This is a genomic window from Caballeronia sp. dw_276 (assembly GCF_018449635.1).
Classification (GTDB): Bacteria; Pseudomonadota; Gammaproteobacteria; order Burkholderiales; family Burkholderiaceae; genus Caballeronia.
Genome location: NZ_JAAVUV010000002.1, coordinates 460,667 through 477,294, shown reverse-complemented (window position 1 = coordinate 477,294; position 16,628 = coordinate 460,667). Strand labels below are relative to the sequence as shown.

General features: G+C 62.0%; 16 protein-coding genes. 9 read left to right on the top strand and 7 right to left on the bottom strand.

The features are described from left to right. Positions 1–44 precede the first annotated feature (44 nt). Positions 45–929, top strand: coding sequence for a LysR substrate-binding domain-containing protein (locus HB633_RS05130; protein ID WP_213776994.1), 885 nt, complete (start codon positions 45–47; stop codon positions 927–929). Between the two features lie 26 nt (positions 930–955). Here the strand turns inward: HB633_RS05130 and HB633_RS05125 are convergent, their stop codons facing one another. After that, complete coding sequence (locus HB633_RS05125) at positions 956–1,723, bottom strand: SDR family oxidoreductase (RefSeq protein WP_213776992.1); 768 nt, start codon at positions 1,721–1,723, stop codon at positions 956–958. A gap of 156 nt (positions 1,724–1,879) precedes the next feature. On the opposite strand from HB633_RS05125, the gene HB633_RS05120 reads away from it, so the two are divergent. Continuing rightward, complete coding sequence (locus tag HB633_RS05120; RefSeq protein ID WP_213776991.1) at positions 1,880–2,791, top strand: AraC family transcriptional regulator; 912 nt, start codon at positions 1,880–1,882, stop codon at positions 2,789–2,791. Between the two features lie 111 nt (positions 2,792–2,902). Next, positions 2,903–4,585: a metallophosphoesterase family protein gene (locus HB633_RS05115; RefSeq protein WP_213776990.1), complete on the top strand. Its 1,683-nt coding sequence runs from the start codon at positions 2,903–2,905 to the stop codon at positions 4,583–4,585. Positions 4,586–4,616: 31 nt separating this feature from the next. Here HB633_RS05115 and HB633_RS05110 read toward each other — a convergent pair whose 3' ends face one another. Continuing rightward, positions 4,617–5,777 carry an SGNH/GDSL hydrolase family protein gene (locus HB633_RS05110; protein ID WP_213776989.1) on the bottom strand — a complete coding sequence of 387 codons (1,161 nt, stop codon included), beginning with the start codon at positions 5,775–5,777 and terminating at the stop codon, positions 4,617–4,619. A 193-nt stretch (positions 5,778–5,970) separates the two neighbouring features. Here HB633_RS05110 and HB633_RS05105 point away from each other — a divergent pair, with 193 nt between their 5' ends. The 4 genes from HB633_RS05105 to HB633_RS05090 are packed head-to-tail and all read left to right on the top strand — an operon-like array spanning position 5,971 to position 9,924. After that, positions 5,971–7,074, top strand: coding sequence for an ABC transporter substrate-binding protein (locus HB633_RS05105; protein ID WP_346730264.1), 1,104 nt, complete (start codon positions 5,971–5,973; stop codon positions 7,072–7,074). Further along, positions 7,071–8,366, top strand: a complete 1,296-nt coding sequence (locus HB633_RS05100) for an acyl-CoA thioesterase/bile acid-CoA:amino acid N-acyltransferase family protein (protein WP_213776987.1) — start codon at positions 7,071–7,073, stop codon at positions 8,364–8,366. The genes HB633_RS05105 and HB633_RS05100 overlap by 4 nt, the downstream gene beginning before the upstream one ends. Continuing rightward, entirely contained in the window at positions 8,363–9,121 is a 759-nt protein-coding gene (locus HB633_RS05095; protein WP_213776985.1) for an ABC transporter ATP-binding protein, read from the top strand. Before HB633_RS05100 ends, HB633_RS05095 begins: the two co-directional genes overlap by 4 nt. Next, positions 9,118–9,924 carry an ABC transporter permease gene (locus tag HB633_RS05090; protein ID WP_213776984.1) on the top strand — a complete coding sequence of 269 codons (807 nt, stop codon included), beginning with the start codon at positions 9,118–9,120 and terminating at the stop codon, positions 9,922–9,924. Before HB633_RS05095 ends, HB633_RS05090 begins: the two co-directional genes overlap by 4 nt. Positions 9,925–9,975: 51 nt before the next feature. Here the strand turns inward: HB633_RS05090 and HB633_RS05085 are convergent, their stop codons facing one another. Continuing rightward, positions 9,976–10,899, bottom strand: a complete 924-nt coding sequence (locus HB633_RS05085) for an NmrA family NAD(P)-binding protein (RefSeq protein ID WP_213776982.1) — start codon at positions 10,897–10,899, stop codon at positions 9,976–9,978. 108 nt (positions 10,900–11,007) lie between these two features. Here HB633_RS05085 and HB633_RS05080 point away from each other — a divergent pair, with 108 nt between their 5' ends. Then, positions 11,008–11,907 carry a LysR family transcriptional regulator gene (locus tag HB633_RS05080; protein WP_213776981.1) on the top strand — a complete coding sequence of 300 codons (900 nt, stop codon included), beginning with the start codon at positions 11,008–11,010 and terminating at the stop codon, positions 11,905–11,907. A 12-nt stretch (positions 11,908–11,919) separates the two neighbouring features. On the opposite strand, the gene HB633_RS05075 is transcribed toward HB633_RS05080, so the two are convergent. Next, a complete protein-coding gene (locus HB633_RS05075; protein WP_213776980.1) occupies positions 11,920–12,741 on the bottom strand; it encodes a MetQ/NlpA family ABC transporter substrate-binding protein in 822 nt (273 codons plus the stop codon). Between the two features lie 220 nt (positions 12,742–12,961). Between HB633_RS05075 and HB633_RS05070 the strand changes: the two genes are divergently transcribed. Continuing rightward, positions 12,962–13,936: a sulfonate ABC transporter substrate-binding protein gene (locus tag HB633_RS05070; RefSeq protein WP_213776979.1), complete on the top strand. Its 975-nt coding sequence runs from the start codon at positions 12,962–12,964 to the stop codon at positions 13,934–13,936. A 22-nt stretch (positions 13,937–13,958) separates the two neighbouring features. Here HB633_RS05070 and HB633_RS05065 read toward each other — a convergent pair whose 3' ends face one another. The 3 genes from HB633_RS05065 to HB633_RS05055 all read right to left on the bottom strand — a co-directional run bounded on the left by HB633_RS05065 (position 13,959) and on the right by HB633_RS05055 (position 16,585). Continuing rightward, on the bottom strand, positions 13,959–14,813 hold the full coding sequence (locus HB633_RS05065; RefSeq protein WP_213776978.1) for a CmcJ/NvfI family oxidoreductase: 855 nt from the start codon (positions 14,811–14,813) through the stop codon (positions 13,959–13,961). Positions 14,814–14,910: 97 nt separating this feature from the next. Further along, positions 14,911–15,444: a YbaK/EbsC family protein gene (locus HB633_RS05060; RefSeq protein ID WP_213776977.1), complete on the bottom strand. Its 534-nt coding sequence runs from the start codon at positions 15,442–15,444 to the stop codon at positions 14,911–14,913. A gap of 118 nt (positions 15,445–15,562) precedes the next feature. Beyond that, positions 15,563–16,585, bottom strand: a complete 1,023-nt coding sequence (locus HB633_RS05055) for a TcdA/TcdB catalytic glycosyltransferase domain-containing protein (RefSeq protein ID WP_213776976.1) — start codon at positions 16,583–16,585, stop codon at positions 15,563–15,565. Between the last annotated feature and the right edge of the window lie 43 nt (positions 16,586–16,628).

Here is a 16,628-nt window from a genome sequence, read left to right as displayed (position 1 = left end):
GCAGTCTAGTTCGCTCTCTGGTTTCATAGAATCGAATAGTTCTTATGGAAGATAGAAGCGAGTCTTATACCTTGAGCCTTTCACTCGAAATCGATCTGCTGCGTTCCTTTACGGTCATTGCCGAGGTCCGGGCGTTCAGCCGCGCGGCCAGCCGGATTGGCCGGACCCAGTCCGCGCTGAGCCAGCAGATGAAGCGCCTTGAAGAAATCGTCGATCAACCGCTGTTCCAGCGCACGGGTCGAGGTGTGGTGCTGACCAATCCCGGCGAACGCTTGTTGATCCACGCCCAGCGCATTCTGCGATTGCACGACGAAGCAATGGCCGATCTGTCCGGCAAAGGGCTGTCCGGGACGATCCGTTTTGGCTGCCCCGACGACTACGCCGCCGTTTTCCTGCCGCATTTGCTGCGTCAGTTTTCGAGCCAGCATCCGCACGCGCTGGTCGAGGTCGTTTGCGCGCCCACTCCGCGGTTGCTCGAACAACTGGAAATGCATGCGCTGGACCTTGCGATGATCTCGTTGCCGGACAACGTGGCGAACGACGGCATCATTCGCCGAGAACCGCTGGTCTGGGTGGGTTATCCCGGGCTGGATGCGTCGCACTTCGACCCGCTGCCGCTGGCGCTTTCCGATCCGGACACGCTCGATCATGTCGCCGCCTGCGAGGCGCTGCAGCGCGCGGGCAGGGCGTATCGGATCGCGTATGCAAGCAGCAGTCTTGCCGGCCTCACGGCACTGGTCCGCTCGGGGCAGGCCGTGGCCGTCATCACGCAGACGGCCGTTGCGCCGGATCTATGCATTCTCAATGGCGATCCCGCGCTGCCTGCCTTGCCCAGCATTGGCATCACGCTCAAGTTCGAGCGCGCGCGCCCATCGCATCTGATCAAGGTATTCGCCGAACACATCAGGCTCACGCTGCCCTTGCTTTGATGCGCGCGGCCGCAGATTGCATCAGATCAGATGATCATGCCGCCCGATACCTCGATGCGCTGCGCGTTGACCCAGCGATTATCGTCGGACAGCAGCGCCGCGATCATCGGGCCGATATCGTCGGGATGACCCACTCGGCCAAGCGCCGTCATGCCGGCGATGAGCTTGTTCAAGTCGGGATTGTCGCGGACCATGCCGCCGCTGAAGTCCGTCGCGATCGCACCGGGCGCCACCGTGTTGACGGTAATGCGGCGCTCGCCGAGTTCTTTCGCGAGGTAGCGCGTGAGCACCTCGACCGCGCCCTTCATGCACGCGTACGCGCTGCTGCCGGGAAACGAAAAGCGCGCAAGACCCGACGAGATATTCACGATACGGCCGCCGTCGTTGATGATCGGCAGCAGCTTTTGCGTGAGGAAAAACACGCCCTTGAAATGGACCGCATAGACGGCGTCCAGTTCGGCTTCGGTGGTTTCGTGGAATGCCTTGTGAAGCGACGTCCCCGCGTTGTTCACAAGAAAATCGAAGCGATCCGCGCCCAGATCGGCAAGGGCGCTGCGCACGTTTTGCATGAAGGTATCGAAGGAAGCGGTGTTGGCGGTATCGAGTTGAATGGCGAGCGCGTTGCGCCCTGTCTCGCGCACTGCGGCGACGACCTGATCCGCTTCGGCGCGATTCGAGTGATACGTAAAGATCGAATCGATACCGCGCTTCGCCAGGTTCAGCACCGTATTGCGGCCGAGACCGCGGCTGCCGCCGGTGACGATTGCGATCTTGCGGGTGTTTTCTTGAGGCATGGATGGCTCCGTTGGTGTTCGTGTCCGGCCAACGATACGCCTTGGAAATCAAGAGCTGAATGCCCGAACTTGGACACTTCTTGCCTATTCCTGTCACGCGTTTTTTCCTGGAAACGCCTATATCATCGGGGTTCCAGCGCCGAAGGAGTTTCGCTTATGTCCGATGATGCCCTGCTCGAAGCCGTCACTCGTTACACCGACGCGCAGTCCGGCGACGGCCCCTATCTGACGCCTGTCAAGGGCGTGATGATCCTGCGCTCCAATCGCGAAAAGCAGCCGTCGCACCTCATCTTCAAGCCGGCGTTGTGCATCGTTGTGCAAGGGGCGAAATGGACGGTGTTCGGCAACGAGCGGTTTTACTATCGCGCGGGTCAGGCGCTTGTTGTCAGCGTGGAGATGCCGGCGGTCGGGCGTGTGGTGGAAGCGAGCAGAACGGAGCCGTTTCTTGGCATCGTGATCGAATTCGATCTGGCCGTGATGCGCGACGTGCTCGAAAGTCTGGCCGCGACTGACGGCGCAAGGCAACTGCCTGGCGCGAACGGCGAATCTGCGCACGGCGTCTTTGTCACCGACTTCGACGGGCCGCTCGCCGATTGCGCATTGCGGCTGATGCGCCTCCTCGGCACGCCGCAAGCCATCCCGATGCTTTATCCGTCGATCATGCGGGAGATCTGCTACTGGCTGCTCACGGGCCCTCGCGCCGCTGATGTCGCGGCCATCGTGCTCGGCAACAGTCATGCGCATCGCGTGGTCAGCGTGATTCATTCGTTGCGAAACCGGTTCGCTGAAGCGGTGCGCATCGAGGAGCTTGCGCTGCAGGCGCAGATGAGTCCGTCGGCGTTTCATCGCCAGTTCAAGACGCTGACATCGATGACCCCGCTGCAGTACCAGAAGCAGTTGCGCCTGCTCGAAGCGCGGCGGCTGATGCTGACCGACGCGGCCAATGCCGAGACAGCCGCATTCCAGGTCGGGTATGAAAGCGCATCGCAGTTCAGCCGCGAATATGCGCGCATGTTTGGCGCGCCGCCGCGGCGCGATGTGGTCACGTTGAGGACAGCAGCGGGTTAAAAGAAACGTCGCCGATCCGGAAGGCGTCGGGAAATGTCACAACAGGGTAATACCGCTCGTAATAATGGGTTCAGTTGTCGGCCCAAAAATCCCCGGAGCGAGACCCTGACCATGCCGAACAAGACCAAGCCCGATTCAAGTGCCACCGTTTCCACCGTTTCAAGGCGCAACTTCCTCAAGCTGGCGGGCGCTTCGTCGCTGGCCGGTGCCGCCACCACCATGACCGGCGCGGCGCGTGCCGCAGACACGGCCCCGGATGGCACGCCCGAGCAGATCCATCTGACCTGGGGCGACGATCCATCGAAGGAAGTTGTCGTGAGCTGGGCATCGCTCGCACCGGCCGCGAACCCGCGCGTGCGGATCAGCACGGCGGGCAACGGCCACGCGCGGGTCGTGCACGGCGTTCAGCGCACTTATACCGACGGATTGAATGGCGAGATTGTCTGCACGTACCACGCGCAGATTCAGGGTCTGGAGCCGGACACGGCCTATCAATACGAAGTCACCGCCGATAACGACAGCCACACCGCACAGCCATTCAGCGCCTCGTTCCGTACCGCGCCGCGCGGCCGCGCGCCGTTCCGCTTCACGAGCTACGGGGACCTCGCGACGCCCAATACGGGCTGGGTGCTGTCGTCGCCGCAAAGCCGCTTTGCCGTGCAAGCCGTCGAACGCTTCCAGCCGCTGTTTCATCTGCTCAACGGCGATCTTTGCTACGCCAACCTCAACCCCACGCATCAGCCGGAAGTGTGGCGCGACTTTGGCAACAACGCGCAGACATCGGCGGCCAACCGGCCGTGGATGCCGTGTCCCGGCAATCATGAGGTCGAGTTTCATAACGGCGAGCAGGGCTTCGATTCGTATCTGACGCGTTATACGCTGCCCGACAACGGCACGCGTTTCCGGGGCCGCTGGTATAGCTTTCGCGTGAGCTCGATCCTGTTTGTATCGCTGGATGCGGACGATGTCGTGTATCAGGATGCCGCCGCTTTTGTCGCCGGGCCGGCTGCGCTCGTGCCGGCCGCGAGCACCGGCCATCCGCCCATCGAACCCGGCACTTCGTTCTACATACGCGGCTACAGCAAGGGCGAGCAGACCCGCTGGCTCGAGAAGACCTTGCGCCGCGCGGCGGAGGACGACGATATCGACTGGATCATCGTGCAGATGCATCAAGATGCGCTGAGTTCATCGAAGACCGGCAACGGGTCGGATAAAGGCATTCGCGAAACATGGCTGCCGCTGTTCGATCGCTATGGCGTCGACCTCGTGCTGTGCGGGCACGATCACGACTACGAACGCAGCCATCCGGTGCGCGGCTGCAATCATCATGCTGGATTCGATGCCGTTACCGGCGAGCGTGTCGATACGCTGCAACCGAAGCCGGTCATGACCTCGCATCGCGCGAACGAACCGATCGATACATCGCACGGCACCGTTCATCTGATTCTCGGCGGCGGCGGCACGAGTGCGCCGCTCGATGTCTACGGCCTCAACGCCGGCACGGGCAATCCGCAGGCGCAGGTCTTCACCAAACCGAACCGGCCGGTTCCGGGCACGTCGGCGAATACTTTTCTGCGCCGCCCGGCCGATGCCGTTGAAGACGCAATCTGGTCGGCGCAGCGCGACACGGGAACGGGCTACGGTATTGCCGTGTTCGATCACGATCCCGGCACACGGCATGGCAACACCACGATCACGATGAACTACTATCACGCGCCCGGCGCCGACCAGACGCCGACCGCGGGATACGAGCTCTTCGAGACCATTGTGTTGTCGAAGAAGCGGCGCGGGTAGATCACACGCTTGGGTGCTTGCGGATGGTCGATCACTCGCCGCCGAACAATCCGTCACGCCCGAAGGCGAGCTTTGCGAACCGTTCCCCGATCCGCCTATGCGCGGCGCCATCCGGATGCAACTGATCGGGAAGCGGCAACTCGGCGAAATCGGCTTGACCGTAAAGCGCGAGTCCATCGAGATAGTGCAGATGGCGATCCTCCACGCCGCGTTGTTCTACGATGCGCCGCAATTCCGCCCGGATAACGCTCAGCGTCAACTTTCCGGCTTTGACGCTGGCGGGATCGCCCGTCGCGCGAAACAATACTTTGCCGCTCGCCAGCGCGGTGAGATCGAACGCGCCGGGACCGGGCGTATCTTCGTGGATCGGGCAGTAGATCGGCGAGACGACAAGCAGCGGCGTGGCGGGATGACCATCGCGGATCGTATCGATAAAACCGTGCACCGCCGGCGTGAAGGCACGCAGGCGCATCAGGTCGGTGTTGACGAGGTTGATGCCGATTTTCACGCTGATCAGATCGGCGGGCGTGTCGCGCATGGTTCGTGCGGTGAACGGGTCGAGCAGAGCGCTGCCGGCAAAGCCGAGATTGATCAGCTCCAAGCCGCCGAGTGAGGCGGCAAGAGCGGGCCATATCGACGTGGGGCTGTCGCCGTTCGAGCCATGGCTGATCGAGCTTCCGTGATGCAGCCAGATCTTTCCATCGTTGTCGGCGGCAGGTTCGACTTGCGCGTTGGTACGCAGCGCGACGAGCTCCGTAATCTCGTTGTACGGCAGCCAGACTTCAACCTTCTTGTCGTGGCCGGGCAGACCGGTGAAGCGCAGGGTCGCGACCGGACCCGATTGCTTCGATGCCGCACCGCTCGCCATGTCGATCGTCACGGTGTCTCCACCGGCCGCGCTGGTTTGCTGCGTGAGCTTGCCATCGACAAGCACGTCGTAGATGCCGGCTGGCCGTGGCGGAACGCCGGCATACGTGTAACGTGTAGGCACGACATCGAGTTCGATATCGGTCGCGCGCGTGCGGAACGCGAGCCTCACGCCCGAGGGCTGCGACTCGGCCATGGCCAGCTGAGGGTCCGCGCATTGAGCGCGAGCCCGGGCGGGCAAGCGGTGCGGCTTCAGGCCTCGTGCGGTCCGTTCGTATTCGATGGCGCCGCGTAACAGCTCCGGGGTGATGGGCGTCTTGACCATGTTGTCGAGATGGCGACAAAGAGCCTGATCTTAACAACAATGGGTAGGCCCCGGCTTCTACGCTTCAAACGCCGCCCGCCATTCGTTGAGCCGCTCACGCTAGCAACCCCCGGCAAATCTATTGCGTCTTTTGTTCGTTATATATTCCCTGACGAACGCCTACGATAGCCCGTTGGTCTTCCAAGGAGAGCATGTGAGCAGCTCACAACAACACGCCATGAAAAACTTCCGCGCCATCCCGCTCAAAGGCATCTTCGCTGCCATGCTGCTTTTCGGCGCCATCAACGCACACGCGCTCGACGCAGTCACCGTCGGTCTCGCGATCCCGCCGGCCGTGCATGACGGCGCGCCGTACGCAGCCGCCGATAAACTCGGGCTTTTCAAGGAAGAAGGGCTCGACGTCAAACTGATCGTTTTCCAGGGCGCGGGCGCGCTGATCCCGCAAGTGGCGAGCAAGCGGATCACGTTTGGATATCCGACCGCGGAGCCGGTTTTATCGAGTTATCTGAATGGCGGGACGCCTGTACCCGTGCGCTATTTCTATAACGGCGTACCCGCCAACACGATGGAGTTCGCGGTGCTCGCAACATCGCCGGTGAAGACGCTCGGCGATCTGAAGGACAAGAAGATAGGCGTCGGCGCGCTCAGTTGGGGAACGATTCCTGGCGGCCGCGCGGCGCTGCGCGAAGCGGGACTCAAGCCTGGCGAGAACGTGGAATACGTGGCGGTGGGCGCGCTGGGCGCGGGCTTTCATGCGCTGAAAACCGGCGCTGTCGATGCCCTCAATTTCAACAGCAGCTGGGACGACATGCTGGAACTCTCGGGTACGCCGATCCGGCGGATCCGCTACCCGTCGGTCTTCGATGAAACCGCGGGCAATGGGTTTATCGCGCATCGCGATACCTTTACCGAGCATCCGGATCTCATCGCGCGATTCGGGCGTGCCTACACGAAGGCGCAGATCGTGTGTCAGGCGAACCCCGCATTCTGCGTCAAGGCGTTCTGGGCCGAGCATCCGGAATCTAAACCGCAAGGCGACGAAACAAAGAACCTGCGCGAAGCGGTCGAACTGGTCAAGCGCCGCCTTGACCGCGTGTTGCTGACGTCCGATGGCAAACCGCGGCAAGCGGGCGCCTACAACCTGCCCGCCGTGCGTGCAAACTTGGCCGAGATGCAGAAGGTCGGCGAGTTTCCGAAGGGCGATGTTCCGATCGAGCAGATCTTCTCGAATCAGTTCGTGCCCGAGTTCAGCCGCTTCGACGCCGCGGCGCTTCACGCACGCGCGAGGCAACAATGAGCGCGCGGATTGAAGTGACGCCGCATTCGGCGTTGATCGATGTGGCAAGGGACATCGTGCTGTCGGGCTTCGCGCCGCGCGCGGAGATCGATGTCATCGCGCGGCAGAGCCAGCACGACGGCAGCGAATGGGAAAGCCTCAATCGCTTTATTGCCGATGAAACCGGTCGTGTCGATCTGCGCACCGCCGCGCCGGTGTCCGGCGACTACGCGGCGAGCGGGGCGGAGGCGATGGGCATCGTGTGGTCGATGCGCTGCGTCAAGGAAGTGCCGGGCGTGGACAGCATCGAGCCATTGCATATCGAAATCGAGGCCCGCGATGCGCACGGCACGACGGCACATGCCTCGTTGATCCAGCAGTTCATAGCCGATGGCGTGACGCGCCGCGAAGTCCGCGAGCAGGGCATCGTGGGCACGCTGTTTATCCCTTCGACACCCGGGCCGCATCCGGCGGTGATCGTGCTGAACGGTTCGGGCGGCGGCATCAATGAACCGCGCGCGGCGCTGTATGCCGCGCATGGCATCGCGGCGTTCGCGCTTGGCTACTTCAAGGCGCCGGGTTTGCCACCGGCTATTTCCCGTACGCCGCTCGAATATTTCGCCAGGGCGCTCGACTGGTTGCGGCAGACCGTGCAACCTAAAAACGGTTTCGTCGCGATCGCCGGACAATCGCGCGGCGCCGAGCTGGCGTTGCTGCTCGGCGCGACGTATCCGGAACGCGTATCGGCGGTGATCGGTTATGTGCCGAGCGCGGTGCTGCACGGCACGTTGCGCGCGGGCGCCGCCGGCGAAGCGCCTGATTCCATCGCGTGGACGCTCGGCGGCAAGGCACTGCCTCACGTCTGGCAAAACAACCGGCACGCCGACTGGAGCGCGTTCAGAAATCCGCCCGCGCCTGATGAACCGATCCGTCAGGCGCCCGCGTTTGTATCGGCGCTCGAGGATGCGGATGCGGTCGCGCGATCGCGCATCGAGGTCGAGCGGATTGCCGGGCCAATTCTTCTGATCTCGGGAACGGACGACGGCTTCTGGCCATCCAGCCAATACGCCGGCATGATTGTCGACGACCTGAAGCAGCGCGGCTTCGCGCATTCAGTCGAGCATCTGCGCTATGAGGGCGCCGGTCACTCGATCCTGTTTCCGCACGTGCCGACCACGCTCGTCGCGCGGCCGCATCCGGTCGCGGGCGTGCGCATCACGGCAGGCGGAACGGCCGCCGCCAACGCTTACGCGAATGACGCTTCGTGGCCGCGGGTGTTGCGGTTTATCGAAGCAGCAAGCGGTTCCCTATGAGCGCGACCGCCGCGTTCATCGCGGAACAGATCTCGGTTCGATACCAGACGCGCAGCGGTGTAATCGACGCATTGCGCGACATCGACCTGCGCATTGAAGAGGGCGAGTTCGTCGCGCTGCTCGGACCATCCGGTTGCGGAAAGTCCACGTTGCTGAAAGTGGCCGCCGGTTTGATTTCGCCGACGCAAGGGCGCGCGAGTATCGGGGGGAAACAGCTTGATAAGCCGGGCAGGGATGTGGGCGTCGCGTTCCAGAAGCCGAACCTGCTGCCGTGGAAAACCGTGCTCCACAACGTGATGCTGCCTGCTCAGACGCTGCGCTTGCCCAAGGCGCCTGCGTTGACGCGCGCGCGGGAGCTGCTGGAACTCGTCGGGCTCGCCGCGTTCGCGGATAACTATCCGTCGGAGTTATCTGGTGGAATGCAGCAGCGCGTTGGACTTGCTCGCATGTTGCTGCACGACCCGGAACTCCTGTTGATGGACGAGCCGTTCGCCGCGCTCGATGCCATGACCCGCGAATCGCTCACGCTCGAATTGCAGCGCATCTGGCTCGCGCAACGCAAGTCGGTGCTGTTCATCACGCACAGCATTCCTGAGGCCGTTTTCCTGGCCGACCGCGTGGTGGTGATGTCGGCGCGGCCGGGTCGCATTATCGATGACTTCGCGGTTCCGCTCGATCGGCCGCGCACCGCCGACACCATGGCGACCACCGCATTCGTCGATGCCTGCCGTTACCTGAGAGGGCATTTTCAATGACCACGCAACGCACGAACTTCACGGTGCCCGCGTTTGTTTATCCGCTGGTGAGCCTGATCGTGGTGATCGCCGTGTGGCAGGCCGCGGTCAGGCTGTTTGCAATACCCGACTACGTTTTGCCCGCGCCGAAGCAGGTCTTCAATGCCCTCGCCGGCGGTTTCGCCGATGGCACCTTGTGGCCGCACATCGGCGCGACCTTGTTCGAAACGCTGGCGGGTTACGCGATCGGTTCAGTGCTGGCGGTGCTGCTCGGCGCGATGCTCGCCGAGTCGCGTTTGTTCGAGCGTTTCGTGTTTCCGCTGCTGGCCGGCCTGCAGGCAATGCCCAAGGTCGCGCTCGGCCCGATCATCCTGGTCTGGTGCGGATACGGCAGTGCATCGAAGATCGTGCTTGTGGTGCTGGTGTGTTTTTTCCCGTTGTTCATCAATACGGTCAACGGGTTACGGCGCGCCGATCCGGATCTCCTCGATGCCTGCCGCGCATTTTCTGCTTCGCGCGCGTACCTGTTTCTGCACGTGAAGTTGCCGTCGGCGGCTTCCGAGATATTCAGCGGTCTGCAGATCGGGATCTCGCTTGCGTTGATTGGCGCGGTTGTCGGCGAGTTTCTTTCGTCGCAGCGCGGGCTTGGATATCTGATCAGCTCGGCGTCGGTGAACATGAGCGTGGCGACAATGTTTGCCGGCGTGGTGCTGCTTGCCGTGATCGGCGTATGCGGCGCGCAGATCGTGCGCGTGGTGCAGCGGCGCGTGGTGTTCTGGGAACAGCAGGTAACGCGCACAGTTGCCGATGTGAGTGGTGGCTAGGGCTCGGCCAACATGCGCCAAGCCGCAAACACGTCACCGGCTTGGCAATTCCTAGCGCGCAGACAGTCCTTTCAACGCCGCGTTGCTGGCCAGCAGGTCGCGTAGCGTTGTCCATTGCATCGACGGATAACGCGCGTTGTCCAGATGAAGCATCTTCGCGCGCCCGCTGAACATGTTGTGCATGTACTGCATCTGCTGGAAGACGGGGAAAACCTGATTCTCGCTTTCAGGGTCAGCCGCGCGCGCGTCGCGAATTTTCCGGGCCAGTTCGTCCGCCGTCCCCAACCTGAACAAGCTGAATTCCACGCCCGATATCTCCGTGGCCAGCGCTGCCATATCGCGTGCGCTGACCACGTCTCCTGCGATCCTCAGCGCGCGTGGCGCCGACGGGTCCAGCGCGGCCAGCGCAGTGTAATGGGCGACATCGTTCATGGTCGTGAAGTCCATGGCCTGATCCGGCGATTCCCAGTACTGGACCCTCCGGTTGGAGATGTCGAAGAAAGGTCCTTGTCCCGACAGCAGCATGTCGGCAAAACCGCCATTGAAGATCGACGTGCCCGCTATTGGCGCCTTGTCGAGCCGCTGGTTGAATTCGCGCCGCAGATCGAAGTTGCGGTTTTCTCCGTCGTCGAGCCGCGTGAAGTCGCAGGCGAAGTCAGACGCGATAAAGCGCGGAACGCCGGCAGCGACGGCCGCGTCGAGAAGTTTCGATTGTGTATCGACTATGACGTCGCGCAATCCCGAAAGTGTCGATACCACGCTCTCCGAACCTTCCAGCGCGGCGGAAAGCGCGGCGGCGTTGTTCATATCGACTGATACCACCTCTGCGCCAAGGCGTTCGAGTTCCGTGCGTGCTTCGGCTTTCGTCGACGCCCGGACGAGCGCGCGCACGGTCGCTCCCTGCTGGCCAAGCGCGCGCACCACGCGCGTACCAATATTCCCGGTTGCACCGGCTACGGCGATGATCTTGCTCATGATGTTGCGCCTTTTTTTCGTGGAAGAGCCTTCACAATACGCGTTGCACAAACGCTTCCATAGCGGCATGATCGGAACGTCTCGTTCCCAAATTGGAACAAAAAAATCATGATGGAACTTGCCGATCTGCGCGTCTTCCTGCGCATTGCCGAGCTGAAAAGCATCTCGGCGACCGCCAGAATGCTGGAACAGCCGAAGTCATCTATCAGCCGAGCGCTTGCACGGCTCGAAGGCGAAGTCGGCGCGCTTCTGATCGACCGCGGCACGCGTCACATACGCCTGACCGATGCCGGAACGACCTTGTACCCGCACGCGAAATTGTTGCTGGCCGCCGCGGAGGAAGCGCAGTCGGCGGTGGACGGATTCGCCGAGGCGCCCCGCGGGCGATTGAAGGTCAACGCGCCCTACACGTTTGCAGTCGGGCTGCTCGGGCCCATGCTGGCAGATTTCATGCAGCGCTATCCCGAGGTCCAGCTGGTGCTCGAGGTCGACAACAAGGTGATCGATGTCGCCGCGGAGGAGGTCGATCTGGCGATTCGCATTGGCGCATTGCCCGATTCGGATCTCGTGGCACGGCGGCTCACGACCATCGCGTTGTGGACTTGCGCAAGCCCGGCCTACCTTGAGAAGCGTGGCATGCCACGCTCGGTCAAGGACCTTGCCGGCCACACGTTATTGAGCCGCGAAAACCGCATTTCCCGCTGGGGTTATCGGACGGAAAGCGGCGAGGAACAGGACCTCGAAGTCTTGCCCGCAACGGTGATCCCGGAGCCGACCGTCATGCAGTCCGTGCTGGTGGACGGAGGCGGCGTGGGCCGCCTTCCCGATTTTCTCGCGGCGCCGGCCGTCGCGCGTGGCGAGCTTGTCCGGTTGCTGCCCAGGCTCGTATCGGACACGGTCGATGTGCATGTGATGTACACCAGCCGGCGCAGTCTTGCCGCGAAAAGCCGGGTGTTTATCGAGGCGCTGCTCGAACACCTCTCGCAGCGCGCGGGAAACGTTTCTTGAGCAGGCCTTTGCTTATTGCTTGCGCGCGAAGTATTCAGGGAGGCGGAAGCCATCGTAGAAGTGGTTGCTCAGGATCGCCTGCTGAAACGATGGCGACTGGTACGCGCTGACGATCGCCTGCGTCACGGGCGCGGTCTTGTTCGCGGCCTTGACCACGACCTGATTGATATAGGGCGGCGTCATCTGTTCGAGCGCGAGGGCATCGGTCAGCTTGTAGCCGCTGAAGATCGCGAAATTCCCCTGGATCGCGGCGAAGTCCACGTCGTCAAGCGCGCGCGGCGCTTGCGCAGATTCCAGCGGCACGATCTTGATTCCTGCCGGGTTGGCGATCACATCGCGTTCGGTCACATCCACGGGATTTGCATTCGGCTTGATCCTGATCCAGCCAATGCGCTGGAGGATTTTCAGCGCGCGTTCCAGATTGACGGGGTCGTTCGGGACCGCGACGGTCGTGCCCGCCTTGACTTCGGTGAGCGCGTGATGCTTCTTGGAATAGAGGCCCATCGGCGGAGTCGGGACTTGCACTACGGCAACCAGATCAGTGCCGTTGCGGTCGTTGTAGGACTTCAGGTAGACCTCGTGCTGCATGACGTCGGCGGCTATCTCCCCGCGATACACAGCCTGATTCGCCTCAAGTCCGGTACTGAATTCGACGTACTTGATCGAGTAGCCTTTCTGGCGCAAAACCGGTTCCACGCCCAGTTTGAATTCATCGGCATAGGGTCCGGGAACGAAGCCGATGCGCAGTTCGTTCGTCTGCCCGGCATGGCTCGCCAGCGACGCAAACGTCAGGCCGAGCGCAATGGCGGCAGCAAGGGATTTCCATTGAGACATGGGCCAGGATCAGGAAAGGTAGGAAAGGGAAGCTGAACGTCTGCCAACTTAAACGTTTGATCGGCGCTTGAGAACGAAGCAAATTCGATATCGATATGTTGGTCCGGCACGGACGAATAAGCATTGCGCTTCTAGTTGGTTTGCCTGTTGATCCGCCGACCGTATCCTGACGATGCGCCGGCGACCGCCCGCGTCAACCGGCATCAATCTCCATAGATCCATGAATCGTTTTCATTCTTCAAGCCGCCGTCGTTTTGTGGCAAGTGGCCTTGCGCTGGCGGCCTCTGGCGCGTTGCCACTTGCCCATGCACAAGCCAATGCCGCCCAGACCACCAGGTCGTTGCGCATCGGTTATCAGAAGGGTTTGCTGAGCATTCTCAAGGGCCGTGGAACTCTGGAACATCGGCTGACGCCGCTGGGCGTGCGCGTCGAATGGACTGAGTTTCCATCCGGGCCGCCGCAGCTCGAAGCGCTGAACGTGGGGTCCATCGATTTCGGCGATGTAGGCGAAGCGCCGCCCGTTTTTGCCCAGGCTGCAGGGGCGCCGTTTGTCTATTACGGTCAGACAGCGCAGCGGCCCGCGAGCGAGGCGCTCGTGGTGCCGCAAGACTCGCCGGTGAAATCGCTCGCACAATTGAAGGGCAAGCGCATTGCGTTCACCAAGGGTTCGAACACGCATTTCCTGCTGCTGCGCTTGCTGGAAAGCGCGAACATCGATTACGCCGATGTCACGCCGGTCTTCCTGTCCCCCGCCGATGCCCGCGCGGCATTCGAGCAAAAAGCAGTCGATGCATGGGTGATCTGGGACCCGTTCCTTGCAGTCGTCCAGTCGACGGGCAATGCGCGGATCATCGCCGACGGCAGCGGCGTGGTGCAGAATCGCGCGTTCTATTTCACGTCGCGTACCTACGTGCAGAAGAACGACGATGTGCTGCGCGCCGTGCTCGAAGAGATTGGTGGCATCGACCATTGGATCTCGGCGAATCGCGAGCAGGCGGCCGCCGAATTTTCGCGGCTGTGGGGGATACCGCAGCCGATCGTCACCACCGCGCTCACGCGGCTCAAATACGGCACCGAGCCCATTTCGCGCGATGCGCTGGCGAACCAGCAGCGCATTGCGGATGCGTTCTACAAGCTCAAGCTGCTGCCGGCGCAAATCGATGTAACGGCGGCAGCGCCGCGAACACTGGCCTGAGCATCGTCAGGCCAGCGTTCGCTCAGTCCTTCCAGAAAACCAGCGCCCGCAATTCGATACTCCTGCGTGGCGCTGCGTTTTCTGATGTCGTCGGATCTTCGAACGCGGTGTGCGCGGTCAGGCGCGCGGTGCCGTCCTCGCGCGAGTCGTAGATCTTCAGCAGCAAGGCCTCGTCGGGACGAAGCTTGGGGAAGTAGTACCAGCGATGCGCGGGGTTATACGTGAACGAGAAGGTCTCGCCGACCTTGTCCGGATACACCAGGTCGCCCGCCACCACGTCGGCGGCGGCAATCGAACGGGCGTCGCATAAGGCGAGCGGCAATTGCTCCACGACACTGAGCGGGCGCCACAGGTTGATGATCGCGAACCGCTGTTGCAGGCGGCGCGCGGCTTCATCGGCGGGGAGATGGTCGCGCACGCGCCGTGGACCCGATACAAACGTCTGATCGTTATGTACGCGCCGCACAGGTTCGCGAAGGTATGCGGTGCTGCGCGAGCCACTTTCGCTGTCGCGGATGGTGTGATCGAAGATGACGATCTTTTCAGCGCCCGTCGCCTTGATCAGCAACTTTTCCGCTTCGGGATAATAGGTCGAGCGGATGGCGCTTTCATCGCTGAAATCGGTCAGAGCGCTTGCGTGACGGACGTGCTGGAAACCGCTTCTATCCAGGGACAATTCACCTGCTTCGGCGAGCGAGCGCGCGTCATGGATAGGCACTTGCCGAGCTTCCAGTTCTCCCGTGGTCCAGGGCACGCCGGGTGGCGGCTCGAACGTGTAGTTGACCGGGCGACCTTCACCGGCCTTCAGATAATTCAACTCGGCTTTGACGGCGCGTAGTGCCTGCGCCTGCGGGCGTTCTTCGAATGTCGTGCTCATGTCGTTCCTCGTGACCATGGTCAGGACTTTCAAAGCTATACCTGCGTGCGCCGAACCTGAACGAAGGAAACGCTATAAGGTTATGCACGCGCGTGCTTCAGGCGACGGTCATGGACGCAACTTCCGCCCCCGGCAGCGCCGCGAGGACCGCGGGCGGCAGAACCAGCTTTGCCGTGCGGATGCCGGCGCCCATCACGATTTGCGCGCGCGCCATGACCGCGGACTCGATCAGCACGCGCCAGTCGGCAGGCAGGCCGAACGCGGTGATCCCGCCGAATTCCATCGCGCTGTGCTCCACGGCCGCCTCGCGCGGCGCGAACGAGACCTTCTTCGCACCGAGCGTTTGCCGCACGGCGCCGTTCACATCCAGCCGATGAGACCCGAGGGTCACGACCGCCGCGAAATGTTCGTCGCCGTCTTTTTTGTATCGAAGCACGATGGTGTTCGCGCAATCCTCGAGCGGGATGCCATAGCGTGCGCTGCAGTCGGCCGTGTCCGAGGCGTCGTCGGCCACGGCGAACACGACCACGTCTCGGCCTTCGATGGCGGCCGCCACGTGCGCCGGAAGGTGCGCGTTCAGCTGGTCGCTGGGGATGACATCGGTTGAAGCGTTGATTTCGTACAGGTTCATTTGCTTGCAGAAGTCGCGTGACGGAAGGGATTTATCCGGCCGTCAGGGTAGCGCAAACCGCGAAGCCGTGCTCGGTGGCCGGCCGGAAATCATGTACGACGTCCAGCGCTGTGCATGTCTACAACCAGTCGTGGAAATACCGGTCGACGACCGTGTACATCGGGAAATACCAGTTCTCCCGCATGAACCGCTTGTCGCTTTCCTGTTTGGCCGTCAGCTCGGCCTGGGTCGTGATCCCGGCTCCCCCTTGTTCCAGCTTTTCCTTGGCCTTGGCAAATCCCGATCCCTGCGATGCCGCCGTCGGGCCGGTCATCTGGATCGTGCTTTTGCGGACATCGCTGAAATAGAGGTCGCGCCGCGCGGTATCGCTTTTCAGCGACTTGAAATTGCTCTGGATCATCGCCTTGTACGTCTTCATGCCCTTGCACTTCGGGTGAGAAGCGATGACCGAATTGCTGATGGCCGGCGTCTGGCTTCCCACTTTGCTTTCCCACCAGGCGGCCGATTCCCAGTCGCTTTGGCTGACGCCGTCTTTCCACGCGTAATTGACGGCGGAAAACCGCGGATACGATTCGTGGCAAATGATCGATCCAAGCGGGTTTGCGCATGAGACGTCGGTATCGACATAAACGCCGCCGTACTGCAGAAGGATTTCGATCCTAAGGATGTCGCTTGCCGCGCCGAAATTGCCGCCGCGTTCAACCAGTTCCTTGCGATAGATCGGCGCGGTCTTTCCCATGTTGAGGTCGCGCTCCACCTCGCGCAGCTTGATGCGGTTGCTGTTGCAGAAGGCCATGATCGAATTGATCTTCTGCACGCGCATGCCCTGCAGCGCCTCGCCGCGATAGTTCAGGAATTCCTCGAGATACTTCATCGTGGCGCGATCGTCGCCGTCTTTTCCTACGCGCTCGGCAACCGTTTTCCACTGATCCTTGCTGACGCCCGCGCCATTGTTTTGTGCCGTGTAGTGATCGGTGGCGGCGCGCCGCCGTACGCCGGTCAGCAGCTGTTTTGCGTCGATCCAGAGATTGACTTCCCAGTCAGGATTTTTAGCGGGAAAACTTGCGATGCAGTCACGATTGCGCTGCGGAATGTCGTTACCGATCCAGATGATATGCAGCTTCTTGGGTATGGCTTTCACGTCGGATTCCTGAGGTCTGTCATTGGAGGACAACACTCAGGCC